Raw genomic sequence first — 26,229 nt, 5'->3', positions numbered from 1 at the left:
TTAATCCTGAACGGCTTAATCCTGGACCCAAGGCAAACCGCGTTGGCGCCACCCACTCACAGCACCGCGCTGCTGGCGCTCATCCAGATCGCCCTCAAAACCTTCACGCACATTAAATACATGGATGAACCCGGCGTTTGCAGCAGCAGTGGCTGCGGCGGCAGAACGTTTACCACTACGGCACAGGAACAGAATGACCGCGTCTTTCGGTAATTTATTTTCCAGCTCACGCAGGAAGCGTGGATTTTTGATTAATGCAGGGCCGGTTTGCCATGCAATATGCAGCGTATTAGGGACATGTCCAACAAACTTGCGCTCTTCAGAAGTACGCACATCAATCAAATGTGCCTGACCGCCGACAAATAATTTCCAGGCTTCTTCCGGCAATACACCACCGGCATAAGTCAAACCAGCCGCTTTTGCATCCGCATTTGCGACGAGCAAAACCTCAGGTAACTCCTGCGCGGCGCCCTGTGGAGAAGCGGTGTTATGCGCAGAAACTGATGAATTATCAACAACGGAATTTAACTGAATCACTGTCATGTTTTCTCCTCAACAGTGTGTTGCCATGACACACTCGATGGTAACGCAAGGTGTTTAAGATGATGTGAAGCCACTATAGTGACGGCTATAACCAATGGGAAAGAATATATCTCTATATCCTTATAATCAGAGTTATAAAAAATAAGCAGCTGATAAAACCGGATTGGAGCTCGTTATAAGCTAGGAATATTTAATTCTTTCATAATTCGTTTTGCGCTATTTATGATGCGTGCCTGGATAGTTTTTATTGCAAGGCTGACGCTATGCCCCTGACAGAATTAATGAATTATTTTAACGATCAACTGCAAACCCAGGCGCGTCTGCGCGAATTGCCAAAAACCGGCTTTTATAAGGCCGACAACCAATATTGGGCGCGCTTTGGTAATCTGATTCTGGGTAGCCAGTTTGCAGAAATATTATCGGCAAAAGATGATCAACTGATTGGCCATTATGCGGATTTATTTGTACGCTCCAGCACCGGCAATTTATTAAATATCGACGATATTGTGAATGCCCTGGAAGACAAGGAACAGGTTGTTCACCTGGACCGCCTGGTAAGAACCCTGCACTCGTTAAATTATTTGCAACAACACGACGGTTTCAAAGGTTTACTGGCACTGCGCGTTCAGGCGCGCCATATATTGAGCGTAGCGAATGAACACGGGAAAGCATTTGAAAAAATATTAAGCGATTGCGGCCTGGGGCCAGAGCGCGTGGTATTGCACACCAAACTGGTGGATATCGCGAGCCTGCCGCATTTCCAGCAAGCGTTAACCAATTATCGCGAACGCCAATATCGCATTGGCATCAGCCTGCATGAATTGCCGGACTGGGAATTGCTACGACAATTCGAATTGCAACCGGATTATATTTTTTCCAGCCCTGCGCTAGTCCAGCAGTTAATTGAACAACCCAACTACCCGTTGGGATCAACACGCATTCTGGTAGCTCCCGAACAGGACTTTAGCCAGTACAAACTGGTGCAATTAGCGAATACACGTTTTGAAGGTTACGTGCAATTAGCAAGCAACACGCAACCGGTTTTTAATAATTCATCGATCGATGAATCACAACGACTTGCAAGTTAATTTAATTCGTCCACGCCGAGGATCTTGGAACTATTACTATGTGCCAGTTATTAGGAATGAGCTGTAAACAACCGGCAAGTATTGGGTTTTCCTTTGAAGGATTTCGCGCGCGTGGCGGGCTTACCGATGAACATAAAGATGGTTGGGGTATTGCTTATTATCGCAACCAGCAAGCTCAGGTGATCCTTGATGATTCACCGGCAGCGGAGTCACATCTGGCGGAAGCCATCCAAAAAAATGGCCTGAAATCCAAAACGATTATCGCGCATATCCGCAAGGCAACTGTGGGCCAGGTCAAGCTCAATAATTGCCACCCCTTCCAGCGCAGCCTGTGGGGCAGTGATTGGTTGTTTTGCCATAACGGGGATTTAAAAGGATTCAATCCCTTCCTGGACGATGAATTTACACCGGAAGGTGATACTGATAGCGAACTGGCATTTTGTTATTTATTACAGCAGCTGAAACGCCATGTACCCAGCGGAATCAGCAATACCGCCAGCTTGTTTCAGTGGTTGAATCACTTTAGTGAAACCATTGCCAGCTTCGGTACCTTTAACATTATTTTGTCCAATGGCGAATGGATGTACAGCTATTGCTCCACGCATCTGGCGTATGTTGAACGCAAATTTCCGTTTAGCCGTGTGACATTGATTGATCGCGAGTTATCACTGGATTTGAGTGAACACAACAGCCATGAAGACCAGATGATTGTGATCGCAACAAAACCATTAACCGCTAATGAAGACTGGAAAGTATTCCAACGCGGTGAAGCGCGGTTATTTAAAGATGGGGAACTGCACCTGGAACGAGTAAGCGGAGAATAAATTCTCCGCTTTTTTATGCAATAACCAATTTAAGCTTTATTCGATGAAAGAATTCGGATAACAACTCAGTAACCCAAATCCAGTACAGCTTCAGGCGCAGTAACAATAATCCAGGCAAGCAGCGCTGATACCAATACAATTAAAAATAGCGCCAGCCAGATTTTGGATGATTCAATTGAACGCGCACCTTCAAAACCGTGGCGGGGTTTCTTGCCAGTAATCATCGCTTTAATCAGGTTTTCGCGTTTGAAGAATACATAAAAAAGCACAGCACCTACATGTACCCCCACCGCTGCAAGAATCCAGTAAAACAATTCTTTATGCAATCCGGTAAGCTTCAAACTTAATTCATTACTGATGTAGCCATACAAAGGCCCAACATTAAATATTTCGTCGTTCGCAAATAAACCGGTAACAGCCTGGATCAGCATTACGGTTAACAGCAACAATACCATCAACGCCCCCAGAGGATTATGCCCTGGATAGCTTTTGGCTTTATTGCTCGCCAGGTGTTTGGCGTAACGCACGCTTTCCAGCGGGTGGCGAACAAAATTTACAAACTGCGCGTGATGGGTACCGAATAGTCCCCATAAGATACGAAACCCTACCAGCACCACTACAAAATAACCTGACCATAAATGGTAAGTGAAATAACTTACCCCCAACCAATTGCTGACATACGCAACAATAAACGAAGCCACTAACAACCAGTGAAATACACGCGTAGGCAAATCCCAAACATGCAAATGCGGGTTATCAGAAACAGCTGAAGTTTCAATCTCAAGGCTTTGGGTGGGTTCAATAAATTGATCGGACATAATAGTACTGCACGTTAAGCGGGATTTAAGAATATCTATGCTGGCACAGTGGCCAGCATAGAATTAACAACAACAGCGGACTATTTTTCCTTGTACTTGTCGTGACAGCCTTTGCAGCCTTCAGCAACTGCCTTGGCGGCATTTTTGAACGCGTCAGACGCAGTAGATTCCTTCGCAGCAACTTGAGCCAGGTTTTTTGAATTGGCTACAAATTCTTTTAACAACTTATCGAAGTCTTCTTTTTTAGTGAAGGCCTCAGCTTTGGTTTTGGTTTGTGGTACACCCAGATTGGACTCCGCCGGGAAAGTCCCATCCAGTAACTCACTCAAAAAAGCAACGCGCTGTGCACGCTTCACGATTTCAGCCTGGTTGTAAGCAGCTTTACCTTGCAGAACTTCACCAATAGGTTTGAAGTTATTGGCAATCAACAAAAATGCTGCCTTGCGTACAGCAATCGCTTGCTTGGCCGCATCCGAAGCTGCCGCTGGTGCCGCTTTTGCAGGTTCATCTGCAGCAAACACACTGGCACTACCAGCAACCAGGCAAGCAGCGCCCAGAATTTTTAACGAGGTTACAACTTTGGCTACACGAGTCATTAACAGGATTCTCCTAAGATCTATGTCTGTTGATTATTCATCAAGCTAACCGGTACAAGTATTTCAATTTGAACACTTATTGCTTTGTTTCATTACATACACAAACGATTCGCCGATTTTTCAATCGAACTGCCAATCAATTTGCCCATGCTGTTTGACTTTTTGCAATGAGCATGCCGTTTCGATGAAAACATACCCATTGCCCGCAACAAGCGCCCCGATCAAAATTTTTTCGGCGGGCATTATCACCCTGCCCTTATGGCCGCAGTACCACTACCCCTGCTGGCGCTCGCAGTATAAATTTGCGTGCAAGCTTATCGCAACAGCAATACTGCGCCGTGATGAACACGGCTCATAAAAGGTTATTTAGCAGTAATGCCAAAAGCACCATTATTCTCGGCGCAGATGCGCTCGTAATGCTCAAGGATTAACTCGTTACCCGCATGTGTAGCCGGTTCCACTTCAAAATGCCAGCCATTAGGTGTGTCCGCCTCGGTATAACGCTTGGCGGGAATGGTGACGGTAAATGGGCGCGTATAAACCGTCGGATCAGTAATCGTAGCCACATAGTTGTAACGAGAACGATCACTATTAAAAATATAACGCTCTTCAATAGTACCGTTTTCGCTAATGAACTCACCGGAGCGGCCAAATAAGGCCTTGCCGTTATGGTTACGCACGCTCACCACCAATGTATTCCCCTCCCAGTGTCCGCGCGAATCGCCATTCCACAATTTAATATTGTCTGGCAGTGGGGCTTTGTTATCCAAATGGATAATACGCGTACCTGAATTGAACTGGAATAACACATAACCGGGATACTGGCTGATTTCATAGCCGTGCCAATAAAGCGATTTGGGCACACCTGCCGGTGCGCAACGCGCTAATGGTTCTATATACTCCTGTTTTACCGGGTTATGAAAACCCACCTGGAATTCTTTGACTTTTTCCAACGCCCATGGCTGCAATGGAACCTGCCCATCCGCAGGATCACTCACACGGCTGGGCGCACGCGCTTCACGCGGCCCCTGGTCAGCCGGGCGAGGATTAGGGTCATTGGGAATGCCGCCTTGCGGATCGGTAAAATTATTGTGGTTCGCAATTGTGTTAGACCAATGCCCCTGGACATCCGGTTGTCCATCGGCCAAACGCGGACCTGTCCACTCACCGGATTTAATTTCCGGGAAACTTTTCTCAATTGGAATACCACCCTGTGCGTAACCCAATGCGGAGATACTTATTAATATCATCGCTATTGCCGTTTTACGCACAGAAAAAAATGTTGCTGCTGGTTGTCTCATAAGATGCCTCGTAAATATCCAAGCTGTGATTGGGCGCAATGATCAGGCATTAATTGCCGCTGGGCCTGGGCGGATAAAATTCGTCGTACTCCAGGGTAAAACGATAATCCTCAATCAGCTGGAAATCTTTTTCGCGGTGGCGATGCAAAATCACGCTCAATGTCCAGGGGCGACTAAAAACTTTTTCGTCAGTAATCGTGGCCTGGTATTCGATAGTATTGCGATCAAGGAAAGTCCAGCGCTCCAGCACTTGCAACGCATCGCTGTGATAATTACCGGCGCTGTCAAACCAGGTTTTATCATTGAAATGACGCGCATCTACCACCAACGTATCGCCCTCCCATGTACCGCGCGAATCACCTAACCACCAATCGTAAGGATCTTTGGGATGACCAGTGTTATTGGTGAAAATAGTACGCACTGAATGGCCAAACTGATGCACGATAAATAAATCTTTTTCGCGCTGGAAAATCTGGAACGGCGCCGGGTAATAAATACCGCGCGGAACACCTAACGTATAACCTTTCAATGCCGGGTCCAGTTTTTTACGTTCGGCAAAATTCTTTTTCTTTTGCTCCAACGCTTCCGGTAAATACGGCAAATATTTTCCTTCTACAACACCGGCTCCCGGCGGTGCATCCTCGCGATGGTTATGCGGCTCCAAATCATAATCAGCGCCGCTGGTACTCTGCCAGATTCCGGAAAAATCCGGTTTGCCATTCGCCAGGCGCGGAATACCATCAGGCGTTGGATTTGCCTGCTGTGTCTGCGCGTTGGCTTCACCAACACCTTGTTTGTTGCAAGCTTGCAAACCGAAGATGCTCACCAGGAATAAACTGCCGGTGAGCAGGTACCATTTCAATTGAATGGTTAATTGCAGTGGACGACTCAAAGGATTCTCCCGATAATCAGAAATAATTAATCAGCAATATCAATAACTGATAACAGGTTTACGACTTGGGAGCAGAAGATTTTTGCTGGTTAGCCGGCGCATCGGGTGCACCACCTGTTGTGAATACACGTCCATCAGCGAGCGTTGCTGTTACCGCGTAACCGAAATTCAAACCATTCTTCGCTCGAAAACCTTTCAGGGTGACTTGCGTACCAACAGGCAAGGATGCCTTGGTTAATCCCTTTTGTTTCAAGCTAAAGGGCGCACCAAATTCAAACCCCCAATTTGCTACTTTGCCATCGGCTTGTTTCACATCGAAATACAACCAACTGTGTGGATTTACCAATTCAAGCTTGGTGACTACACCCGTCAATTCGATCGGTTGGTTCGCATCAAACTCTGCGGAAAATGCATGGTGTGCAAAGGTAGTGGGCGATGAGAAAACCATGGCGGAAACAACAGCAACCCCTGCGAGTGGTTTTAGCAAAGATCGTACTTTTTTTGCGGATAAAAATTTCATAGCCTGCCTCATTAGCCAAGGTGATAAAAAATTAAGTTAATAACAAAACATAAACGTTTCGGCTGTTAACACCGCAGTTAACGGTTCAGTTAACAATTCACTTATCCCTCGAATAGCAATTTGCAGACCATCGCGATAAAAATGCGCCATTCACGAATACTTTCCTTTTTACTGTTCAAAAATAATCATCACTGCCCTGAACTTATAAAAAAAATTAAAATAAATGCTGGCTATCCAACAACATCCTGTTCGATCCATCAAATGGATAACAAGGTAGATTTTTCCTGGTGGAAACTAACAATCACGATCATGTGATAAACACAACAAACACTGTTTTTATTTCAGCATTCGCGTATCCAATTCAACATTCGCAGGATGAAACCCATCAGAATAAAAATAAATCGGTAATTTGGTATAGGCATTGCTCTTAAACAATAAACAAAAAGCGGAAGTTGGAACTTCAAAATACAAACCCGTGTTTTACATCGTCTGCGATGATTTTTATGCCAGCCATTTTTTAAACGGCAGGTTTCTAACCTGCAACGCTAAAAAGCACTGATTTTTTCTCGTTCGTTAATTCAGCTCGTTAAACGTTTAATTTTATCTACCAACAGGAAATATTTTTTATGAAATCGATTATTCACACAGGTTCTGGCCTGCCATTCAAGGCTGGCTTGATTGCGCTGGGTTTAAGCCTGAGTACCGGCCTTTACGCTGCTGAATCAGCATTGGAAGCTGCTTATAAAAAAGCAGGTGCTGATAAAGTTAAAACCCTGGAATTTACCGGGTCAGGCAAGTGGTACCAATTCGGTCAATCGCCGGCACCGGGCACTGCCTGGCCCGCGTTTGAAGTTAAAAGTTACAGCGCGAGTATTAACTTTGACAACCAGTCGGCGCGCACCCAACAAACGCGCCTGCAAATTGTTGAAGCAAACCGTGAGCGTCCGGTTCCTGTAGAGCAGAAACCGGATCAATATGTCAGTGGCTCCGTTGCATGGAACCTGGCAGCCCCTCAAGGCTCTGCACCAGGTACACCAGCTGTACCACAAGCACAACCTGCTGCCGTAGAAGAGCGGCAAGCAGAAATCTGGACAACACCACAAGGCTTTTTGAAAGCGGCACAATCCAACCACGCAGTCACCAATAAAAAAGGGGATGCCACGCTGGTTGAATTCAATCTGCAAAAATATAAATACCAGGGTTTAATTAATAGCAAAGGTGAACTTGAACAAGTAAAAACCTGGATTGATAACCCGATCATTGGTGACACGCTGGTAGAAGTCAATTACAGCCAATACAAAGATTTCAATGGCACTCGCTTCCCGGCAAAAATCGTTAAAGTGCAAGGCGGCTCACCCGTATTGGATATCAACGTTAACCAGGTAAAAATCAACCAGCCTGTTGATGTGGCAGTACCGGCAGATGTCAAAAGCAATCCGTCACCTGCTGTTGCGGTAACGAGTACCGAATTAGCTCCCGGTGTTCATTATTTGCAAGGCGGGTCACACCACAGCCTGGCGGTAGAACAAAAAGATCATGTTGTGGTGATTGAGGCCCCGCTTAACGAAGCGCGTTCAGTAGCCGTCATTGCAAAAGTAAAAGAGTTGATTCCCAACAAACCTATCACGCACCTGATTAACAGCCACCAGCACTTTGACCACTCCGGTGGTTTGCGCACTTATGTTGATGCCGGGGCAACAATAGTTACCCATGAGCTCAACAAACCTTTCTATGAGAAAGCCTGGCAACAAGCGCGCACTATTAATCCGGATAAATTGGCCAGCTCTAAAAAGGCAGCAAAATTCCAAACCTTTAATGACAAGCTGGTATTGACCGATGGTCAACGCCCAATTGAAATTCACTCAATCGCAGGCAATGGCCACAACGATGCATTTGCACTGATCTATTTGCCCAAGGAAAAAATTCTGGTTGAGGCTGACGCGTTCACACCACCGGCGTCAAATGCGCCTGCACCAACCAGCGTGAACCCTTTCTCAAAAAACTTGTATGAGAATATTAATCGCCTGAAACTGGACGTCGCGCAAATTGCACCACTGCATGGCCGTTTGGTTAAACTGCAAGATCTGGAATCATTTATTTCTATCAATACCGCCAGCAATTAATTTTATTAATTCAATTGCAAATAAAAGGCGCTATCCATTGGATAGCGCCTTTTTTATTCTAAAGTGAAAAATTTTGGTTATGAGAGATTAGCAACAGAGTTGCTGTATTTTATCCAACATTGATTAAATTCAAATAAACACTCTTGACACTACACTCAACGAACACTGTTTAAAAAAAATTAATATGCAATAAATCAAACACTTAAATAAATTTAAAAAATAATTCCAAGTTGGTATATCGCTTGCAATTTCACCGGCGGCTAAGAATATATACTTTGGAGTTATTAATGAAAGCTACTGATCGAGCAACCAATTACGAATCGCTTTTTCAAACCAAAAAAAACAACCTTGGGAAAAAATTTTCTGTAAAACCGTTAAGCATTATTTTAAGTGGCCTTATTTTTATCACAGCTAACCAGGCACTAGCACAAGCAGAAGAGGCAGCACCGGAAGAAAAGGATGTTGATGTCAATGAAATCCTGGAGTCCGAACCTACTAGCGCCGGCGGCAAACGCAGCCCGCAAGTTCAGGAACTGTTGGTTACCGGTATCAAAGAAGAAGAAACAAAAAACCTGCTTAAAACCCGTGAAGAACCTTTTTCACAATCCATTATTTCCGGTGAAGTGTTGAATCGCGAACTGGGCCTGGATTATGAATCCATATCCAAACGTTTAGCTAACGTTACGTTTAACCAGAACAACACGCGCGGCGCATCACTGTCAATTCGCGGTGTAGGCAAACGCGCATTTGCCGAAGTGCAAGACCCTAGCGTATTGGTTATTCAGGATGGTGTTAGCTTTGGTTTAACTGCACAAGGCAACTTCGATTTTTATGATATTGAAACCGTTGAAGGCTTTCGCGGCCCGGTAGGGACATTAGGTGGAAAAGGTGGCAGTTCCGGTGCAGTGTATGTCACCACCAAAAAGCCAACGTTTGAACCTGGTGGTGAATTAAGTGTTGCCTATGGTGAGCGCGATACTGTCATCTTGAAAGGCGCTTATGGTGGACCAGTCATTGATGATTTGCTGGCGTGGCGCGGTTCATTCATTGTTGATAAACAACGCGGCGCGTATGAGCAACGCTATGACGAAAACTTCAGTATGTATAATCGTAACCGCGTGAGTGGTCGCGTACAGTTTTTGTTAACACCCACTGAAAAATTTAACGCGCTGTTGAGCGTAGATCTCGAACCACGCGGCGCACAATTGCAAAATGGTTTGACTTTTTACGTCGATCAACCAGAGCGCTATAACAATGCCAGCGCGCTCGCGCCGAATGGCAGGCTCTCTGATCCAAGTGGTACAGGTTCAAAGGCTAAACTGGCAGGGTTTTGGCAAGAATCCCTTACCCGTGATCCTGCAACCAATGCCATTACCAAAATTACGGAGAGCTGGGTAGGCCCACGCAATTGGTTCGAAAATCGCAAATTCGTTAAAAATAATGTTTACAGCTATGAAGATTATCTTGCCAACGAAGGCGATGAAACCGTTTATTTCAATGAGAACCAGGGGCAAACAGTTTCTAATAAAGGCGCATCGTTAAATCTGGATTATCAACTTGATCATCACAAACTCAATTCTATTACTGCATGGCGTGCCTATACTTTCGATGCGCACAATGATGAAGGTACTCCGTTTGATATTAGTATCGACGGTGGTGGCGGTGTGTTCTATAAACAATACAGCCAGGAATTCAGTATTGAATCGGATAAAGAAGGCAGCTTTGATTACATTGCCGGTTTATTTTTCTTTCAAACTGAAGACACCATTACCTCTAAAACCGGTTGGGGCTCTGATGCCGGCGCCTGGTTTGCAACAACGGCCCAATACAATTCCCTGGAGCGAAACGCAGGTATAAATCGCGGTGCTGGCCTTGCGTTGTTGCGCGACGCATTGGATAACGTTCGCAAATATGGCGCGACCGATGTAGAAACAGAAAGCAATGCTATCTATGGTAATGCCAACTGGCATTGGCATGAGTCAGCTACGTTCACTGCAGGTTTGCGCGTCGGCACCGAAGATCGAACCACCACAGATATCGTAGAATTGCAAAATGATGGTTCAGGTAGCTGGCTGAATCCTTCTTCAGTGCGCGGAATCGATTTGGGAGGATTTGATGTTGTCGGTACTGCCAGCACCATTCCTGCAGAACTGCGCGGCCAATTAGGTACTATTACACAACAACGCGATAAATTCGGTAATGCGATCAGCGCTACCACTGTGCACACCAATGCCAACACCGATGCGCAAAAAAGTTTGGCGGATGCTGTGGCTAATAAATATTACGGCGTAGCGATTACCAATGTTCCCGGAGCCGCCTACAACAGTTTGACTGCTGCGCAAAAGGCCCAAATTGCTAACGCAAAAGCGCTGCGTGCCAGCCAGATCGGCCAATTAATTCCCGAAGTTTCGAGCACCTATGACGATACACTCTACACCGGTTTTTTAAGCCAGGCCTACGAGTTTAATGACCAGGTCCGCGGTTATGTTACCTGGCAATACGGTGAAAAATCCGGCACTGCGTTTAACATCAACGGCGAACCTACGGGTGTAAAACCGGAAAAAACCAACTCATATGAAGTCGGCGTAAAAACGACATTCTTCGATGATGAATTAGTGTTTAACATCAACTTGTTCAGAATGGATATTGAAGATTATCAACAAGCCATTCGTAAAGTGGATGAGTGGGCAACGCAAGACAATATCAACAACGGTGTTGTACCTTCGCTGGCGTACATAACTGCACAAGGCAACGTTGATGGGGTGCGCGTAGAAGGTGTGGAATTCGATGGTTATTACACCGGTATCGAGCATTTCAGTTTTCGTTTGAGCGGGGCATTTAACGATGCTTATTACACCGATTTTAAAAACTCGCCCAAGCCGCCGGAATTAAACTACCTGGATGATCCATTTGTTGACCAAACCGGAAAGAATTTACCGGGCGCAGCTAAATGGACGGTGAACCTGGGTGTGGAATATCGTTTACCGGTGTTAAGCGCAGCGGAATTCCATGCAAGCTTCAATACTGCATATACCAGCGATTATTTGAATGCCGATGATTTATCCTCTTATTCGTATACACCGGGCTATAGCCGCACTGATGCCTCTATTGGTTTCGGTTCAATTGATGGAAAACTGGATGTGAGCCTGATCGTTAAAAATGCATTTGATGATCGCACCCATGAACGCGGCTGGAACAGTTATGCTCCATGGCCTTACCCACGTTGGGTTGGTGTTGTGTTTACCGGAAAATTCTAAATTCGTAAAAAACCACACGCATTAGCAGCCCTTGAAAATCTGCTATTGAGTGTGCTGCATTAATCATGGATGATTCTCTTCCCCGCAGCGGGATAATGGTATATGTACCTATACGCCATTATCCCGTTCTTTCATTTTAAAAAGACCACGGATTTTTCCATGAGCGACTCAACTGTTGTTCCCTATCAATTATTGCAAAAAAAAATTTATGATCGCTTAGTGCTTGCGGGCATAGCATCGGAGCAAGCGCAAATCGAAGCCGATATTATGACTGAAGCGGATTTGCTCGGTGTCCCTTCACACGGCGTAAGAATGTTGCCGCCATTATTAAAAGCATTGGCAGAAGGCCGGGTTACAAAAAATCCACAATTCACGGCGGTACGCCAATTTGGTGCAATTGCCGTATTGGATTGCAACAACGGTCCCGGTCGATACGCATCGCAAAAAGCAATGCAACAGGCAATTACACTCGCACAAGAATTTGGTGTGGGTGTTTGCCTCGCTAAAAACACCACGCATTGGGGGCGCGCCCATGCTTATGCCAATCGCGCCGCGCAGGCAGGATTTATTGGAATTTGTACAACCAACGCAATTCCGACCATGGCCATTGGTGGCGCAACAAAAGCAGTGATTGGAAATAATCCGCTTGCGATCGGGATACCGGGCAAAATTTCTGACCAACCGATTGTATTAGACATGGCAATGAGCCAGGCTGCTGTTGGCAAAGTAGGAACCTGGTTACGCGAAGGAAAAACCTTACCCGATAATTGGGGGCTGGATGCAGAAGGCAAACCCACTAATGATGCAAAAGCTATTTTAGGGGGCGCAGTACTACCCATGGGTGAACACAAAGGTGCAGGGCTAGCGCTAATGTTTGAATTACTCACCGCCGCCCTGGCCGGCACAGCATTCACACATCAAATTCGCGGCCATGATCCAAGTGGTCTGGACCCTCAAGCGAGCAAAATTTTTATCGCCCTGAATCCTTCCGCGTTTATTGATCCCGCTGAATTTCACCAGCACAGCGATGCTTTTATTGCTTACCTGAAAACAGAAGCAGCGCCCTTTTCATATCCAGGTGAACGTGGCTGGCAAACACGGGATAAACAATTAGCGGGTGGCGTAGAGCTACACAACGAAATCGTGCTGCAGCTAAATAGTGTGGGGATTTATTTTAATTAAAATTATGAAGGGAATGAAAAACCGCAGCATGGGTTCGCAATTCTCTTGAACCTATCACTTGCTTGAGAGATACCGCTCTTTAAGTGCTCCCGCCTAAACATTGCAGCTTAAATATCGCTCTTCCAATGTAAACCCTGAACTTCCTTACTTGCCATGTAGCCACTGAATAATTCATGGTTTAAATAGCAAGTAAGGAAAACGGAAACAATTTTCAAATTATTTCCAGTCAATATTTTACTTCGCAGCCAGCTTCTCTACCGCTGCCAAGGCTTGCTTGACATTATCAGTTGGCGAAACACCACTAATGGTAGAAGAAATTTTTCCGTCTTCGGTAATGATAAAGGTAGTGCGTTCAGCAAAACCGTGTTCGATTGCTTTACCACGACTGTCCGTTTTGCCAGGGGCGGCATCGCGCACGTTCAATTCAAATGATTTAGCCACTTTGCCTTGCGGATCTGATGCGACCGCCACTTTGCCTGCACAATATTCAGGATCTGAAGAAAAATCGTTAAGGCGCTCAATACTATCCAATGAAACACCGATTACAGTTGCCCCGGCTTTGGCAAATTTTTCGCTGTTCACGGAAAAGCTGTGTGCCTGTAAATTACAACCATTGGTATACGCTGACGGATAAAAATAAACAACAACCGGGCCAGATTTTAATTTTTCCTTGAGTGAAAAATCGAACGCCTTTCCCGCTAAAGAGGCCTTGAGTGCAAAATCCGGGGCAGTATTTCCTGCTTCCAATGCCGCCATGGCGGGCAACGCCAGGCTACCGGCAAAAACACCGGCCAGTAATGATTTGCTGATTGAAAATTTCATAACTTTTTCCTTCAAAAAGATTTGCCTTAAAAAGGCCTGGTGGAAATTTTCCGCTTATTTTAATGCAGAGATAAAATCATTTAACGCATTGATTTCTGCATCGGTTAAATTTCTGGTTACTTTATTCATTACACCATCCTGGCTGTTGGTTCGCTCCCCTGCCCGCCAATCGCGTAATTGCTGGTCCAGATAATGCCAATCCTGTCCACCGACAACCGGAATCAGCTCGGGAGGTAAATCGGGATATCCTTTTACCGGCTCGCGAGTTCCCTTGCCATCGCGTCCATGGCAACTAGCGCAGGCGACTATACCGCGTTTCGCATCACCCTCCAGGAATAACTTCTCGCCTTGTGCGCTGGCTTCATGGTTACCGGTCATCACCGGTTGGCTGGCGTACCAGGCCAGAATATCGACCACATCGGCATCATCCAGGTTCCGCGCCATAATCGCCATAAAATCGTTCTTGCGCTCACCGCTGCGAAAATCCTGGAATTGCTTCAACAAATAATCCGGACTTTGCCCTGCCAGTTTAGGAATCTTTGCTGATTCATTAAACGCGTGGATGTTACCGTCAAGCCCATGGCATTCAGCACAACGCTCATCGGTTGCTTTTGCTTTTCCTTCAGCAGCATTACCACTAAATTCCCCCGCGAGGATCGCCTGGGACAACAGCAGCGAACAACACAACAACACAATTCGAATACAAAAACGCGCACCACACAACGAGCCCCCCGGGTTACCCCGGAGTAAGGCCTGGGATTTTAATATCGCCATGCCTTAATCTTCTTTATAAAAGTTATGGCAGGTTTTGCAGGTACGCGAAAGCTCTGTTGCCGAGTGCGCGGCGCTTTCAAAGTCACCCGCTTTTACCTGGCTAATAATATCACCAGATATCTTTTTACTTTTCTCTGATAATTTCACTGCTTCAGCAACATCATTACCAGCAGCCAACTCTTTTTGATAGTGTTCAACTACCACGGCAAAAAGTTCATTCAATGTTTGGGCATCTGCTGTTGCAGCATCTGCATCCTCTAAAGAAACATTGGAAGTTAAACTATCATTTGTATCTTCAATCGTTTGCATCAAATCCATATCCATCTCAGATTCCTCAGCAAAAGGAGCTGAAATAGCCAACAGATTAAGACCGAACAACAGCACGAAAAAACGTAGAGCGACAACAAAATTACGCATAATTTCCCGGTAATAATTTCAACAAAGAGGTAATAAAAATATCAAGTACATTTGCAATATGGAAATATCAAATTAATTGCAAAAATAAAAAACAGTAATAAGAAAAATAAAAACAACACAGTTCGAAATATAAAACTACAGATAAAAAATGAGGCAGCAATGCTGCCTCGCAAATCACCCTAAAAAAACTATCTAGTAAATCCAGCCAGGCATTAAGCCAAAATATCTTTAATCACTTTACCGAACACAACTGTTGGACGCTCTGAGCGGCCATTGTTAATGAAGGTGGTTTTCAAGTGGTTCAAGCCAAGCAATTGCAATACGGTTGCATGCAAATCGTAGGTATCTACAGCGGTATCCTTATCGGCAACTTGCACACCGAGTTCGTCAGTTGCACCGTAAGTGAAACCGGCTTTCAAACCGCCACCGGCCATCCATTGGGTGTAACCCCATGGGTTATGGTCACGGCCAGTACCGCTCTCACCCCATGGGGTGCGCGAGAATTCTGAAGTCCATACGACGAGCGTAGTTTCAAGCAGGCCGAGGGTTTTCAAATCTTCCAGCAAACCAGCGATGGGTTTATCAACCATTTTCGCCATCAAACCATGGTTTTTATCCAGGTCATCGTGCGCATCCCAACTGGTGATTTCAGTTTCGCCATCCGGAGCACCACTCACTACCTGGATAAAACGCACACCGCGTTCTACCAGACGACGCGCACGCAATAAGGTTGTGCCGTAGCTGCTGCTCACCGGATCATCAATACCGTACAGTTTTTTGGTTGCATCACTTTCTTTAGTGAGATCCACTGCTTCCGGTGCAGCAACTTGCATACGATCTGCCAACTCATAAGAACGCAAACGCGCTTTCAATTCGGTATCCAATGGACGGTCACTGGCTCCGATTTGGTTGAGCTTGTTCAACAGATCCAGGGAGTTGCGTTGTTGCAGTGCAGAGCGCAATTCAGGACGATCCAGATAATAGATTGGTGATGCACCCGGACGGAATGCAGTACCTTGGTAAACGGCCGGCAAGAAACCTGAATGCCAGTTCACTGAACCTGCACGCGGCTCAGAGGCACCGTTGTACAGCACTACATAAGGTGGCAAATCCGGGTTAGCGGTACCCAGTGCGTAGGAAACCCATGCACCCAATGACGGGCGGCCCGGGTTCAAATCACCGGTGTTCAATTTCAAAATAGAAATATCGTGGGTTGCACCGATGGTGACGCTTGATTTGATAAAGGTCAGTTTATCGGCGTGGTTAGCAAGATTTGGCAACAGGTTAGAGAACCATGCACCACTCTCGCCGTATTGTTTCCAAGTTCTTTCCTTGGAAACAAACAAACCATTCACACCACCTTGCGTACTGGTTTTAATTCCTTTGAGGAACGATTCCGGTACTGGTTTGCCAGCATTTTTTACCAGCTCTGGTTTGTAATCGTACAGGTCCAATGTACTTGGAGCGCCGTTTTGATGCAGCCAGATTACCGATTTGATTTTTGCCGGAAAATGCGGCTCTTTCGGTGCTAACGGATCAGCAGGATCTACCAGATCAGCAGCCACAGCAGCATTCACACTCAAACCTGGAATAGCACCTGCCAGAGCCGCACCACCCACTCCCAGGCCGGTGTTCTTTAAAAAGTCGCGACGTGATTTATTATCCATTGCAGTAATCTCATTGTTTAATTAGTAAAGATAATTTTTAAATAACCGTAATTTTTTAACAGTAACTTCCTGCAACCCTGCGTATCAGAAGCGATACGCAAAGTCATTGGAGTTAGCTACTGCGTGTACCAGGTCCACAAAAGCAGCGGCTTTGAATGGGTCCAGGTTTTTGGTGTCTTTCAAACCGGTTGGTACAGCAACTTCAAATTTGTCAGTCCAGGTTTTTGATTCCACTAATTTCTGTTGTTCCTTCAGGAAACCTTTCAGCGCTGATTTTTCTTTGCTGGTTGGTTTGCGTGAGAACAGAATTTCGTAAAGCTTATCGATCTGCGCACTTTCGTTCGCACCCGCTTCAGAAATTACACGGCCCGCCAATGCTTGTGACCAACCGAATACCACGTCACTGTTGAACAGGGTTAATGCTTGCAGTGGTGTAGTTGTTACATCGCGCTTGTGATGCGGCTTGGATGGGTCCGCCGGATCGAACGATGCAGTCAACGGATACGGCAAGCTGCGACGAACAAAGGTATAAATACTGCGACGCTTGTGATCGTTAGGATCTTTGGCTTCTTCCCACAGCGCACCACCTTGACCGTTGTTCAAGGTATTACCCGCTACCAGGCTTGAAGGCACTTTCGGGAACACCGCCGGGCCACCGATAGTTTCATCCAGTTCACCCGAAGCGTAGAGCAATGAATCGCGCAGCTCTTCTGCTTCCAAACGCTTGCGTGGGTATGACGCTAACAATTTATTGTTTGGATCAACCTTCAACGCATCAGCGCGCTCATCAGATGATTGGCGATATACAGCCGACAACACGATGTCACGTTGTAATTGTTTTACGTTCCAGCCATTTTTGGTGAAGTTGCTTGCGAGGTAATCCAGCAATTCAGGATGCGTTGGTTTTTCACCCGCGCGACCGAAATCTTCCACAATTCCCGCGATGCCCTTATTGAATAATTGCGCCCAGACACGGTTCACATACACACGTGAAGTCAATGGGTTTTCAGCGCTGGCAATCCAGTTAGCCAATGCAGTACGGCGACCGGTTGAGGTTGCTGTTGGAGTAATCTTCAAGTCGTAGTTTGCTGCCCAGAGTTTTGGCAAACCTGGCTCAACAGCTTCCAACGGACGCTCATGAATACCGTTAAAGCGCACACGGGTTTCCGGTGCTTCGGTACCCAATTCAGTTAATGCGGTGTAAGTTTTTGAACCGCGGCGTGGACGCAAGTGATCAAACTTCTTCAACTCTTCAGTCAAACGCTCGTATTCATTCCACAATTCCACATTCGCAGCCACATATTGCGGGTGATCTTTATTTGAAGTCGTTTCCTTCAAATAAGCCGCAATATCACGCTCGGAAGCAACCGCGTTCAAACGTGCATTCACCCATTTGTCCAATGGATTCCATTGCTCTTTCGGTTTGAAAATAGCATCGCGACTGTCAGTCAAATAACGCTCGTTATGGTATTTGCGACCGGCAGTGCGCACCTTATCCAGGATCGCTTTTTGCTGGTCAGTAATCGGTTTGATTGCCGCCTGATACGTAGCCTGCGCGGTTACGAAATCGATATCCCACTGGGTTTCGGTACCTTTCGCCAATTCAAAACGTTCGTTATTGAAGGTATTCGCAAAGAATGCCTGCAATTGGAAATATTCTTTTTGGCTGATTTTGTCGATTTTATGGTTGTGGCATCTTGCACAGCCAATAGTAGACGCGAGGAAAGTTTCGCCTACCAGATCAGTCATGTCGGTAGAAATCTGGTAGTGACGTTGCACCAGGTCACGTGAGTTGAAGTTATCCGGATAACCCGCCAACAAGCCGGTTGCGATTTTTGCTTCCTGGCTGTCTGGCCATAATTCATCACCCGCAATTTGCTCGCGAATAAACGTATCGAATGGTTTGTTGTCGTTAAACGCTTTGATTACATAATCGCGATAACGCCAGTTGTTCGGACGAGTCTGGTCATTTTGGAAACCAGCGCTGTCTGCATAGCGCGCCAGGTCTAACCAGCGACGCGCCTGGCGCTCGCCAAAGTGTGGCGATGCCAACAGACGATCCACCAGCTTTTCATAAGCGTCAGGTGATTTATCTTTTTCAAATGCTTCTACTTCAGCAGGAGTTGGCAATAAACCTATCAGGTCAAGCGTCACACGACGAATATAAGTAGCGCGATCCGCTTCAGGAGCAGGTTTTAAATTGTATTCATTCAGGCGCGCCAGAATAAAATTATCAATTGGTGAACGCACCCACTTGCTATGGCCTGCATCAGGTACGACCACATCGGTTTTAACAGGCTCGTAAGCCCAATCCCTGGATGCGGTGCTGGTAATAGGTTTTACTTTTTCCGCCTTGGCCGCAGCAGTTTTTTTCGCTGCATCATCCTTCGCATCAGCTGCGTAAGCCTGTCCAAGGCTAAATACTGACGCCGATAAACCCAGCACAACCGCCAGGTATAATTTCTTCTTGTTCATTAACTCGCTCCTACACGAATGATGGTTGCCTGGGTGAACACCACCGGTTAACACCTAACTACCAAACTGCTAACCCGCCATTGATTTCTCAACAGCTAAATTAATTTCTCTCAGGTAATTGCAACTAGCGAGCCATATTTGTAAAGGGAGTGTAAAAATCTTCAGGAAGCAAAATATCTTTTTGATTCCTAAAGATTTTTATTTTTCTCAACGAAAAAATTAAAAAAAAATAATCGACTAATTACATTTTATCTGGTGGGTTAAAAACAATTTTTTTTTGCAACTGCTCTACACGCAACAGCGTTCAGCACTGAAAAAAAATATGCATGGAATTTTTATTTTTATTGTTGTTTTTTAAACATGTTTTGTTTTGCAAAAAACTGTTCAAAACAATTCATTTGAATATCGGCAAATAAAAAATAGGTTGATGCAACCTTTTGTTTTTTAAAGATTTTACCTGCCGTATTAAAAACGCTTTCCTGTTGCTTTTATTTCACTGGCATATTAATTGCCCAATCACTCCTGACACATGAATTTACATATCAGGAGTTATTTGATGTTCTCGCCCGTCGCAAAATTTTCAAGAACGAAAAATGTTCTTTTTTCAGCAGCTGAAAAACCATTTTTGTTTAAACCTTTGGCACTTTTTATTGCCTCTGTTGCCATATCATCAGCTGCTGTTGCCCAATCAGCAAATACCGATGACGAAGGCAGTGCACAAAATTCAACTGAACAATTAGCAGCTGTTGAATACGAAGCACCCTACGAGGCACCGCTCCTGGCAGCCAACACAAACGAAAAAGTCATGGTGCTGAATGTGGTTACTGTGCGCAGCCGTAACCGCATTGAAAAACTGCAAGATGTCCCCTTGTCTGTATCCGTTGTGCAAGGTAAAGAATTGGAGCGATTAAACGCGACTGATATCGCGGCATTGACGCAACGCCTCGCGAATATTTCGTGGAACCAGGGTAATCAACGCACCAGCAGCCTTTCAATCCGTGGCATTGGCAAACAAGGTCAAACCGAAGCGCAAGATCCGGCAGTAGGGTTAATTGTGGACGGTGTGAATTACGCCTATAACGCATTGTCATCCAGTTTTGATTTTACCGACGTAGAAACTGTTGAAGTAGCGCGCGGCCCGCAAGGGACATTGCTGGGTAAAAACAGCAGTATTGGTGCTATCAATGTCACTACCAAACGCCCCTCTTTTGATTCCGATTTCTCTTATGCGTTAACACTCGGTGAATGGGATACCGTGCAAGGCCGCTTCGCCGGCGGTGGAGCAGTTGTTGATAATTTATTGGCATGGCGCGGCTCCCTCAGCGTCTCCAAAGGCCAGGGCGATCTCAAAAATGCCTACAACACTGACGAAACCTACACCAACAAGGAGCGCGTTTCCGGCCGGGTACAATTTCTGTTAACGCCCAACGAAGATTTCAGCGCGCGCCTTGCTGTGGATATTCAACCACGCTCTGGTGAGCGTACTAACGGAAGGACTATTCGCACGCCCACACCCGCAACCTACTCAAACGGGTCTATAAATCCATTATCAGAAGATGCGAAAACACGCCTCACCAGACGCTGGTTCACGCAAAGCCCGGCCTATAACTACACGGATTATTACCTGGCAACCGATGAAGTAAACAATGACAGTGCGCGCCCGCTTATCACCGGCAGCAACGGAGCCACTGTTGATCTCAACTGGAAACTGGATAGCCACACCATCACCTCCATCACCGCGTACAAGGATTACCACTTCAACGCGGTCAACGATGAAGGCACGCCCTTTGACATCCAGCGCAATTCCGGCGGCTTCTTTAACGATTACAAACAAGTCAGCCAGGAAGTTCGCTTGAGTTCCGCGCAAGGCGGTTTTGTGGACTATCAAACGGGTTTGTATTACCTGGACGTGAACAATAAATCCGAGTACCAACGGATATGGGGCAATGATGCCGGTGCGTGGTTTGCGAGTAATGCCCAGTACACCACATTGGATAAAGATGGCGCCGGGCGCTATTTGCTCATCAACTCGCTGTCGGGTCTGGACATGGCCTGGAATAGCCCGGCCGGCTATCAGGATATTAACAACGAAAGCATTGCCGCATTCGGCCAGGCCAACTGGAATTTTACCGATAAGTTTGTGCTGACCACTGGCTTGCGATTTACCCGCGAAGAGCGTGACAACCGCACTTCAACACATATTGTCGATTCCGGATTCGGCGCAGAGTTGAATCCATCCACAGTCAATGATGTGAACCTGGGTGGTTTCCACAGCGTGAACGCAACAACCGCCTTGAATGCAACGACCAACGTCGCAGCAGGAACCCTGGGGCGCGTAGTCACCACCGTCAACCCCGATGGAACCACCACCAAAACACTGGTAAACGATAATTCGGTATCCCAGTTAAAACTCGCCGACTTTTTGGCCAACAAATATTTTGGAACGACCATCGCTGATGCAACACCGGGCTCGGCATACAACAGCCTGACCGCTGCCCAAAAAGCACAAGTGGGTGCGGCCAAAGCATTGCGTCAATCGCAAATCGGTGTGGTGTTTAACGAGTTTGATGTTGAACCCTATGAGAAAACACTCCCGGCATTTGTGATAAGCCCTACCTATAAATTCAATGAAAACCTGACCACCTATTTCTCCTGGCAGCACGGCGAAAAAGCCGGTATTGCGCAAGCGACCAACGGAATTTCAAATCTGGTGAAGGAGGAGAAAAACGATGCGCTTGAATTGGGTTTGAAATCATTACTGCTAAACAATACCCTGGTTCTTAACCTTGCGTTGTTCGAAATGAACATCAAGGATTACCAACAAACCAGTCGCATTTTCGATGAATACAGTACAACGCTTGCTCGCCAGGCTGATCCAAATGCGCCAGATCGCTACACCAACGCAACCGCCAACATACCTAAAGTAAGGTCGCGCGGGCTGGAGATTGACAGCATTTATTCCGGAATCCCGAACACTACCTTGCGTTTCGCAGGCGCCTACACGGATTCGACTTACGAGGAATTCACCAACTCCGCCCAACCTTCCGAAAATGGCTATACCGGCGCCCCTCCCTATCAGGATGTTAGCGGCGAGACATTGCCCGGCGCATCAAAAGTCAGTTTCAACCTGGGTGTGGACTACCGCCTGCCGGTGTTTGACGGGAAAGAGTTCCATACGAGTCTGAATGCGCAGTACAACAGCAAATTCAACTCGGATAACTCACTGTCATCCTATGGCTGGATTGAAGGCCGTACGCTGGTGGATTTCGGTATTGGCCTGGGCAACAGCAAGCAAACCTTCGATGTAAACCTGGTGGTAAAAAACCTGTTTGATGACGACACGCCAAGCACTCGTACCTGGAACAGTTACACACCGGCTACCCCGCGCTGGATAGGTGTGACCTTTAGTGGCCGTTTTTAATAGTGTAGTGGCCGTTTTTAATAGTGTAGTGGCCGTTTTTAATAGCGGCCGTTGTTAGCTCAATAGTGTTAGTTCAATAGTTTTAATCAGGTCACATTAAAAATTATTTTCGCCGCTGCCCGACGGCGGCGAAAATTTTTAAGGAGCGTAGTTGTGATTGCATCATTGAAGAAAAAAATTATCCCGCCGCTAAACCGCGTTATTTATCCGTTAGCAACAACAGCTATTTTCCTTGCGGCCAATCTGGCCCAGGCAATTCCCAGTGTGTACCCCACCGGTACTACAATTTACGATCCCGCCAAAGCCTATAACTCCTACGTGTTATTTGCCGGGCAGGATAAAAAAACCCATTTAATTGATTTAAATGGCAACGTGGTCCACGAATGGAATTACAACGCATTTCCTCCGGTGTTGATTGATCCCGCCTTAAACAATGGCAAACGCGGTCATGTGTTGGTACAACTTTCCGGCGAAACCGGTGGTCGCGCCAACGCCACAGCACAATCGATTGGCGAAGTGGACTGGAACGGAAAAGTGGTCTGGCAATGGGGCGGTGCCGGTGCGCAAGACGCGTACGCCACCCAAGGTACTGCCACCGATGCCAGCGGTTACGGCACCAGCATTCGCCAACATCACGATTGGCATCGCTTGCCCAATGGCAACACGATTATCCTGGTGAATTATGTTATTCCGGTAAAAGGCTGGAAGGCCGAAAAATTATTGGAAGACGGCGTCTATGAAGTTAATCCAAAAGGTGAAGTAGTTTGGAAGTGGGCGGCGTTTGAACATCTCGATGAATTCGGATTTAGCGAAGCCTCACTGAAAATCCTGCGCGAAACATTAACGCGCAACGATAAAACCATTCCGTTTGATTATTTGCATTTCAACAATTTGTCCGTGGTGGGCCCCAACAAATGGTACGACGCTGGCGATCAACGCTTTCATCCGGACAACTTATTATTCGATGCGCGCGAAGCAAACATTATCGGCATCATCGATAAAAAATCCGGAAAAATTGTGTGGCGTATCGGGCCGGATTATCCGCCATCAATCGGGCAATTTAAATTACCGCGCCCGGTAGACCAGATCTCCGGCCAACACGATGCGCATATCATCCCCAAAGGTTTACCAGGTGAAGGCAATTTACTGGTATTTGATAACCAGGGTGCTGCAGGTTATCCGCCGGTAAATATCGGCACCCAACCGCGTTCGCGTGTACTGGAAATTGACCCGATCAAAAAAGAAATTGTATGGCAATACACCGGCGCAGATTCCGGTAAACCCGGTTACAGTTTTTACAGTTCCTATATCAGCAGTGCGCGCCGTTTGCCAAACGGTAATACGTTGATTGATGAAGGCATGAACGGCCGTTTGTTCCAGATTACAGCCAAAGGCGAAATTGTGTGGGAATACATTAGCCCCTACTTCAGCACACCGCGCGCAGAAGATCCGCAACCGTTTTCTGCCAACACGGTTTACCGCGCACAACCGGTTCCCTACAACTGGGTACCAGAAGGCACACCACGTTCAGAAAAGCCGGTAAAAGCACCGGACCTTAAACAATTCCGCGTGAATGCACAGCCGTAATTTCAGGATTTTTTTATCCGAACTGATTTCACTCAGGGTTCACCAAACAATGGATGTTTGCCGCTTGCAGCCAGTGCACATATGCACTGGCGTTTTTTTCTGATAGTGCAGCATAGTAATTATCGGCTGCAATTATCCTCAACTCACAAGGTGAATGATTAGTTATGACATCAATCAACAAACATCGCCGCCGCTTTCTCGCACGTGCTTCAAAAATATCGGCAGCAACGCTGGCTAGCGGTGGATTATTGGGATCAGGGTTATTACAAGCCCATGAAAAATCTGCTGAAAAACCAAACATTATTTTTATTCTTGCTGATGATTTAGGTTACGCCGATTTAAGTGTGTATGGTCAACGCGCATTTAAAACTCCCGTACTGGATAAATTAGCGCAGGATGGTTTGCGCTTTACGCAACATTATGCAAATTCTGCTGTTTGCTCTGCAACGCGCTTTGGCTTAATTACCGGCCGCTACCAATACCGTTTACGCGGAGGCCTTGAGGAACCGCTATCCGGTTCGGCAAATAATATCGGGCTGCCACCGGAACACCCCACCCTGCCATCACTGCTCAAAAAGCAAAACTATAAAACGGCGCTTTTTGGCAAATGGCATTTGGGTTCATTGCCAACATTCGGCCCGTTAAAAAGTGGATACGATACGTTCTTTGGAAATTACGGTGGCGCGCTGGATTATTTCACGCATAAATCCAATGTTGGTCCGGATGCAAAAGAAGGTCTTTATGAAGGTGAAGTCCCTGTAGAAAAAGTGGGTTATTACACCGATCTGATTGCAGATCGCGCGGTGGATTACATCAAGGCCCACGACAAACAAAATCCATTCTTTTTATCGCTGCATTTCACCGCGCCCCATTGGCCCTGGGAAGGCCCGGAAGATGAAGCAGTTGCCGGGCAAATCAAAAGCCTTTTCCATTACGAAGGCGGTAGCCTGGAAACCTACGGCAAAATGGTGGTTGCATTGGATACCGCAATTGGCCGTGTGCTAAAAGCGCTGGATAAACAAAAGCTCAGTAAAAATACCATCGTTATTTTCACTAGCGACAACGGTGGTGAGCGCTTCTCGGATACCTGGCCTTTTACCGGCCAAAAAACAGAATTGCTTGAAGGCGGCATTCGCGTACCCGGTATTATTCGTTGGCCCGCTGCAATTAAAGGTGGGAAGGTATCAGACCAGGTGGCCATCAGTATGGACTGGTTACCGACCTTGGTTGCCGCTGCTGGCGGCACCCCGGACCCCGCGTATCCAAGCGATGGTGAAAACCTATTACCCGTTTTATTAGGCAGCGAAACGGAAAAGCCGCGCACATTGTTCTGGCGCTACAAAGGGAATGGACAACGCGCGATACGCTCCGGTGATTGGAAATATTTAAAAATCGCCAACAACGAATTCCTGTTTAATTTAAAAGAGGATTCGCGCGAGCGTGCCAACTACGCCGAAACCCATCCGGACATTTTCAACCAATTGAAAACCCGCTGGGATGAATGGAATAGCACCATGCTCGCACTTGCGGAGGAATCCGGTACTCATGTGGTGGATGGCAAAAGCCAAGCAGATCGCCACGGTGTAATTAGCACCAGGAAGTGACCATCACACAACACCTGCCGGGGCAGCTTCCAGCGATGAACCCCATTGTTATTCTTCTTACAACAAGGATGTTGCAAGCCACCCCAAAAACGAATGTTTAAATTTCAAACCCCTTCAGCAACTCATCATCGCACCGGTTTTATTTACTACAGTTCCTGCCGGTTAAATAACATTTTCGACTATTTTTTTAAAAAAATAATACAGCGACTATTTATTTACAAACAGATTTTATTTTTCCCGAAAGTGCTACGAATTTCCTGACCAGGAAACATTACATGGTCTGTTACTTGCGATAGTCACATTGCATACATCGACACA

Annotated in this window: 19 protein-coding genes; 8 read left to right on the top strand and 11 right to left on the bottom strand. The window is 46.3% G+C overall.

Annotated elements, in window-relative coordinates:
* Window positions 1–15 precede the first annotated feature (15 nt).
* On the bottom strand, window positions 16–543 hold the full coding sequence (locus A596_RS01265) for a rhodanese-like domain-containing protein (protein WP_052417111.1): 528 nt from the start codon (window positions 541–543) through the stop codon (window positions 16–18).
* 263 nt (window positions 544–806) lie between these two features.
* Between A596_RS01265 and A596_RS21815 the strand changes: the two genes are divergently transcribed.
* Together A596_RS21815 and A596_RS01255 are read left to right on the top strand one after the other, a co-directional pair.
* Window positions 807–1,631: a hypothetical protein gene (locus A596_RS21815; protein WP_052417110.1), complete on the top strand. Its 825-nt coding sequence runs from the start codon at window positions 807–809 to the stop codon at window positions 1,629–1,631.
* Window positions 1,632–1,669: 38 nt separating this feature from the next.
* Window positions 1,670–2,455, top strand: coding sequence for a class II glutamine amidotransferase (locus tag A596_RS01255; RefSeq protein ID WP_052417109.1), 786 nt, complete (start codon window positions 1,670–1,672; stop codon window positions 2,453–2,455).
* Window positions 2,456–2,520: 65 nt separating this feature from the next.
* On the opposite strand, the gene A596_RS01250 is transcribed toward A596_RS01255, so the two are convergent.
* From A596_RS01250 to A596_RS01230, 5 genes are all read right to left on the bottom strand, one after another.
* A complete protein-coding gene (locus A596_RS01250) occupies window positions 2,521–3,273 on the bottom strand; it encodes a cytochrome b/b6 domain-containing protein (protein WP_052417108.1) in 753 nt (250 codons plus the stop codon).
* 80 nt (window positions 3,274–3,353) lie between these two features.
* Entirely contained in the window at window positions 3,354–3,869 is a 516-nt protein-coding gene (locus A596_RS01245; RefSeq protein WP_039912016.1) for a c-type cytochrome, read from the bottom strand.
* 362 nt (window positions 3,870–4,231) lie between these two features.
* The gene (locus tag A596_RS01240; RefSeq protein WP_152600064.1) at window positions 4,232–5,170 is read right to left on the bottom strand and encodes a hypothetical protein; all 939 of its coding nucleotides are present in this window, start codon (window positions 5,168–5,170) and stop codon (window positions 4,232–4,234) included.
* A gap of 49 nt (window positions 5,171–5,219) precedes the next feature.
* On the bottom strand, window positions 5,220–6,062 hold the full coding sequence (locus A596_RS01235; RefSeq protein ID WP_200882835.1) for a hypothetical protein: 843 nt from the start codon (window positions 6,060–6,062) through the stop codon (window positions 5,220–5,222).
* 58 nt (window positions 6,063–6,120) lie between these two features.
* Window positions 6,121–6,582: a DUF6152 family protein gene (locus tag A596_RS01230; protein WP_052417107.1), complete on the bottom strand. Its 462-nt coding sequence runs from the start codon at window positions 6,580–6,582 to the stop codon at window positions 6,121–6,123.
* Between the two features lie 626 nt (window positions 6,583–7,208).
* Between A596_RS01230 and A596_RS01225 the strand changes: the two genes are divergently transcribed.
* From A596_RS01225 to A596_RS01215, 3 genes are all read left to right on the top strand, one after another.
* Entirely contained in the window at window positions 7,209–8,705 is a 1,497-nt protein-coding gene (locus A596_RS01225) for an MBL fold metallo-hydrolase (protein WP_039912014.1), read from the top strand.
* Between the two features lie 287 nt (window positions 8,706–8,992).
* Window positions 8,993–11,962 (top strand): TonB-dependent receptor, encoded by a 2,970-nt coding sequence (locus A596_RS01220; RefSeq protein WP_052417106.1) that lies wholly within the window; start codon window positions 8,993–8,995, stop codon window positions 11,960–11,962.
* A gap of 159 nt (window positions 11,963–12,121) precedes the next feature.
* Window positions 12,122–13,144 carry an Ldh family oxidoreductase gene (locus tag A596_RS01215; RefSeq protein ID WP_039912013.1) on the top strand — a complete coding sequence of 341 codons (1,023 nt, stop codon included), beginning with the start codon at window positions 12,122–12,124 and terminating at the stop codon, window positions 13,142–13,144.
* A 234-nt stretch (window positions 13,145–13,378) separates the two neighbouring features.
* Here A596_RS01215 and A596_RS01210 read toward each other — a convergent pair whose 3' ends face one another.
* The 5 genes from A596_RS01210 to A596_RS01190 form a co-directional block, all read right to left on the bottom strand.
* Window positions 13,379–13,966 (bottom strand): peroxiredoxin, encoded by a 588-nt coding sequence (locus A596_RS01210; protein ID WP_152600063.1) that lies wholly within the window; start codon window positions 13,964–13,966, stop codon window positions 13,379–13,381.
* Between the two features lie 54 nt (window positions 13,967–14,020).
* Entirely contained in the window at window positions 14,021–14,740 is a 720-nt protein-coding gene (locus A596_RS01205) for a c-type cytochrome (protein WP_052417105.1), read from the bottom strand.
* 3 nt (window positions 14,741–14,743) lie between these two features.
* The gene (locus tag A596_RS01200) at window positions 14,744–15,157 is read right to left on the bottom strand and encodes a hypothetical protein (RefSeq protein ID WP_039912012.1); all 414 of its coding nucleotides are present in this window, start codon (window positions 15,155–15,157) and stop codon (window positions 14,744–14,746) included.
* A 212-nt stretch (window positions 15,158–15,369) separates the two neighbouring features.
* Window positions 15,370–16,824, bottom strand: a complete 1,455-nt coding sequence (locus tag A596_RS01195; RefSeq protein ID WP_039912011.1) for a DUF1501 domain-containing protein — start codon at window positions 16,822–16,824, stop codon at window positions 15,370–15,372.
* An 84-nt stretch (window positions 16,825–16,908) separates the two neighbouring features.
* Window positions 16,909–19,299, bottom strand: a complete 2,391-nt coding sequence (locus A596_RS01190; RefSeq protein WP_039912010.1) for a DUF1549 and DUF1553 domain-containing protein — start codon at window positions 19,297–19,299, stop codon at window positions 16,909–16,911.
* A 625-nt stretch (window positions 19,300–19,924) separates the two neighbouring features.
* Here A596_RS01190 and A596_RS01185 point away from each other — a divergent pair.
* The 3 genes from A596_RS01185 to A596_RS01175 all read left to right on the top strand — a co-directional run bounded on the left by A596_RS01185 (window position 19,925) and on the right by A596_RS01175 (window position 25,911).
* Window positions 19,925–22,720: a TonB-dependent receptor gene (locus A596_RS01185; RefSeq protein WP_052417131.1), complete on the top strand. Its 2,796-nt coding sequence runs from the start codon at window positions 19,925–19,927 to the stop codon at window positions 22,718–22,720.
* 153 nt (window positions 22,721–22,873) lie between these two features.
* Window positions 22,874–24,307, top strand: a complete 1,434-nt coding sequence (locus A596_RS01180) for an aryl-sulfate sulfotransferase (protein WP_200882834.1) — start codon at window positions 22,874–22,876, stop codon at window positions 24,305–24,307.
* A gap of 164 nt (window positions 24,308–24,471) precedes the next feature.
* Window positions 24,472–25,911: a sulfatase family protein gene (locus A596_RS01175; protein ID WP_084127880.1), complete on the top strand. Its 1,440-nt coding sequence runs from the start codon at window positions 24,472–24,474 to the stop codon at window positions 25,909–25,911.
* Window positions 25,912–26,229 lie beyond the last annotated feature (318 nt).

The sequence above is a fragment of the Cellvibrio mixtus subsp. mixtus J3-8 genome (genome assembly GCF_000766945.1).
In the GTDB taxonomy this organism is placed as follows: domain Bacteria; phylum Pseudomonadota; class Gammaproteobacteria; order Pseudomonadales; family Cellvibrionaceae; genus Cellvibrio; species Cellvibrio mixtus_A.
The sequence above is the reverse complement of the archived record's forward strand: the minus strand, read 5'-3'. Positions and strand labels throughout refer to the sequence as shown.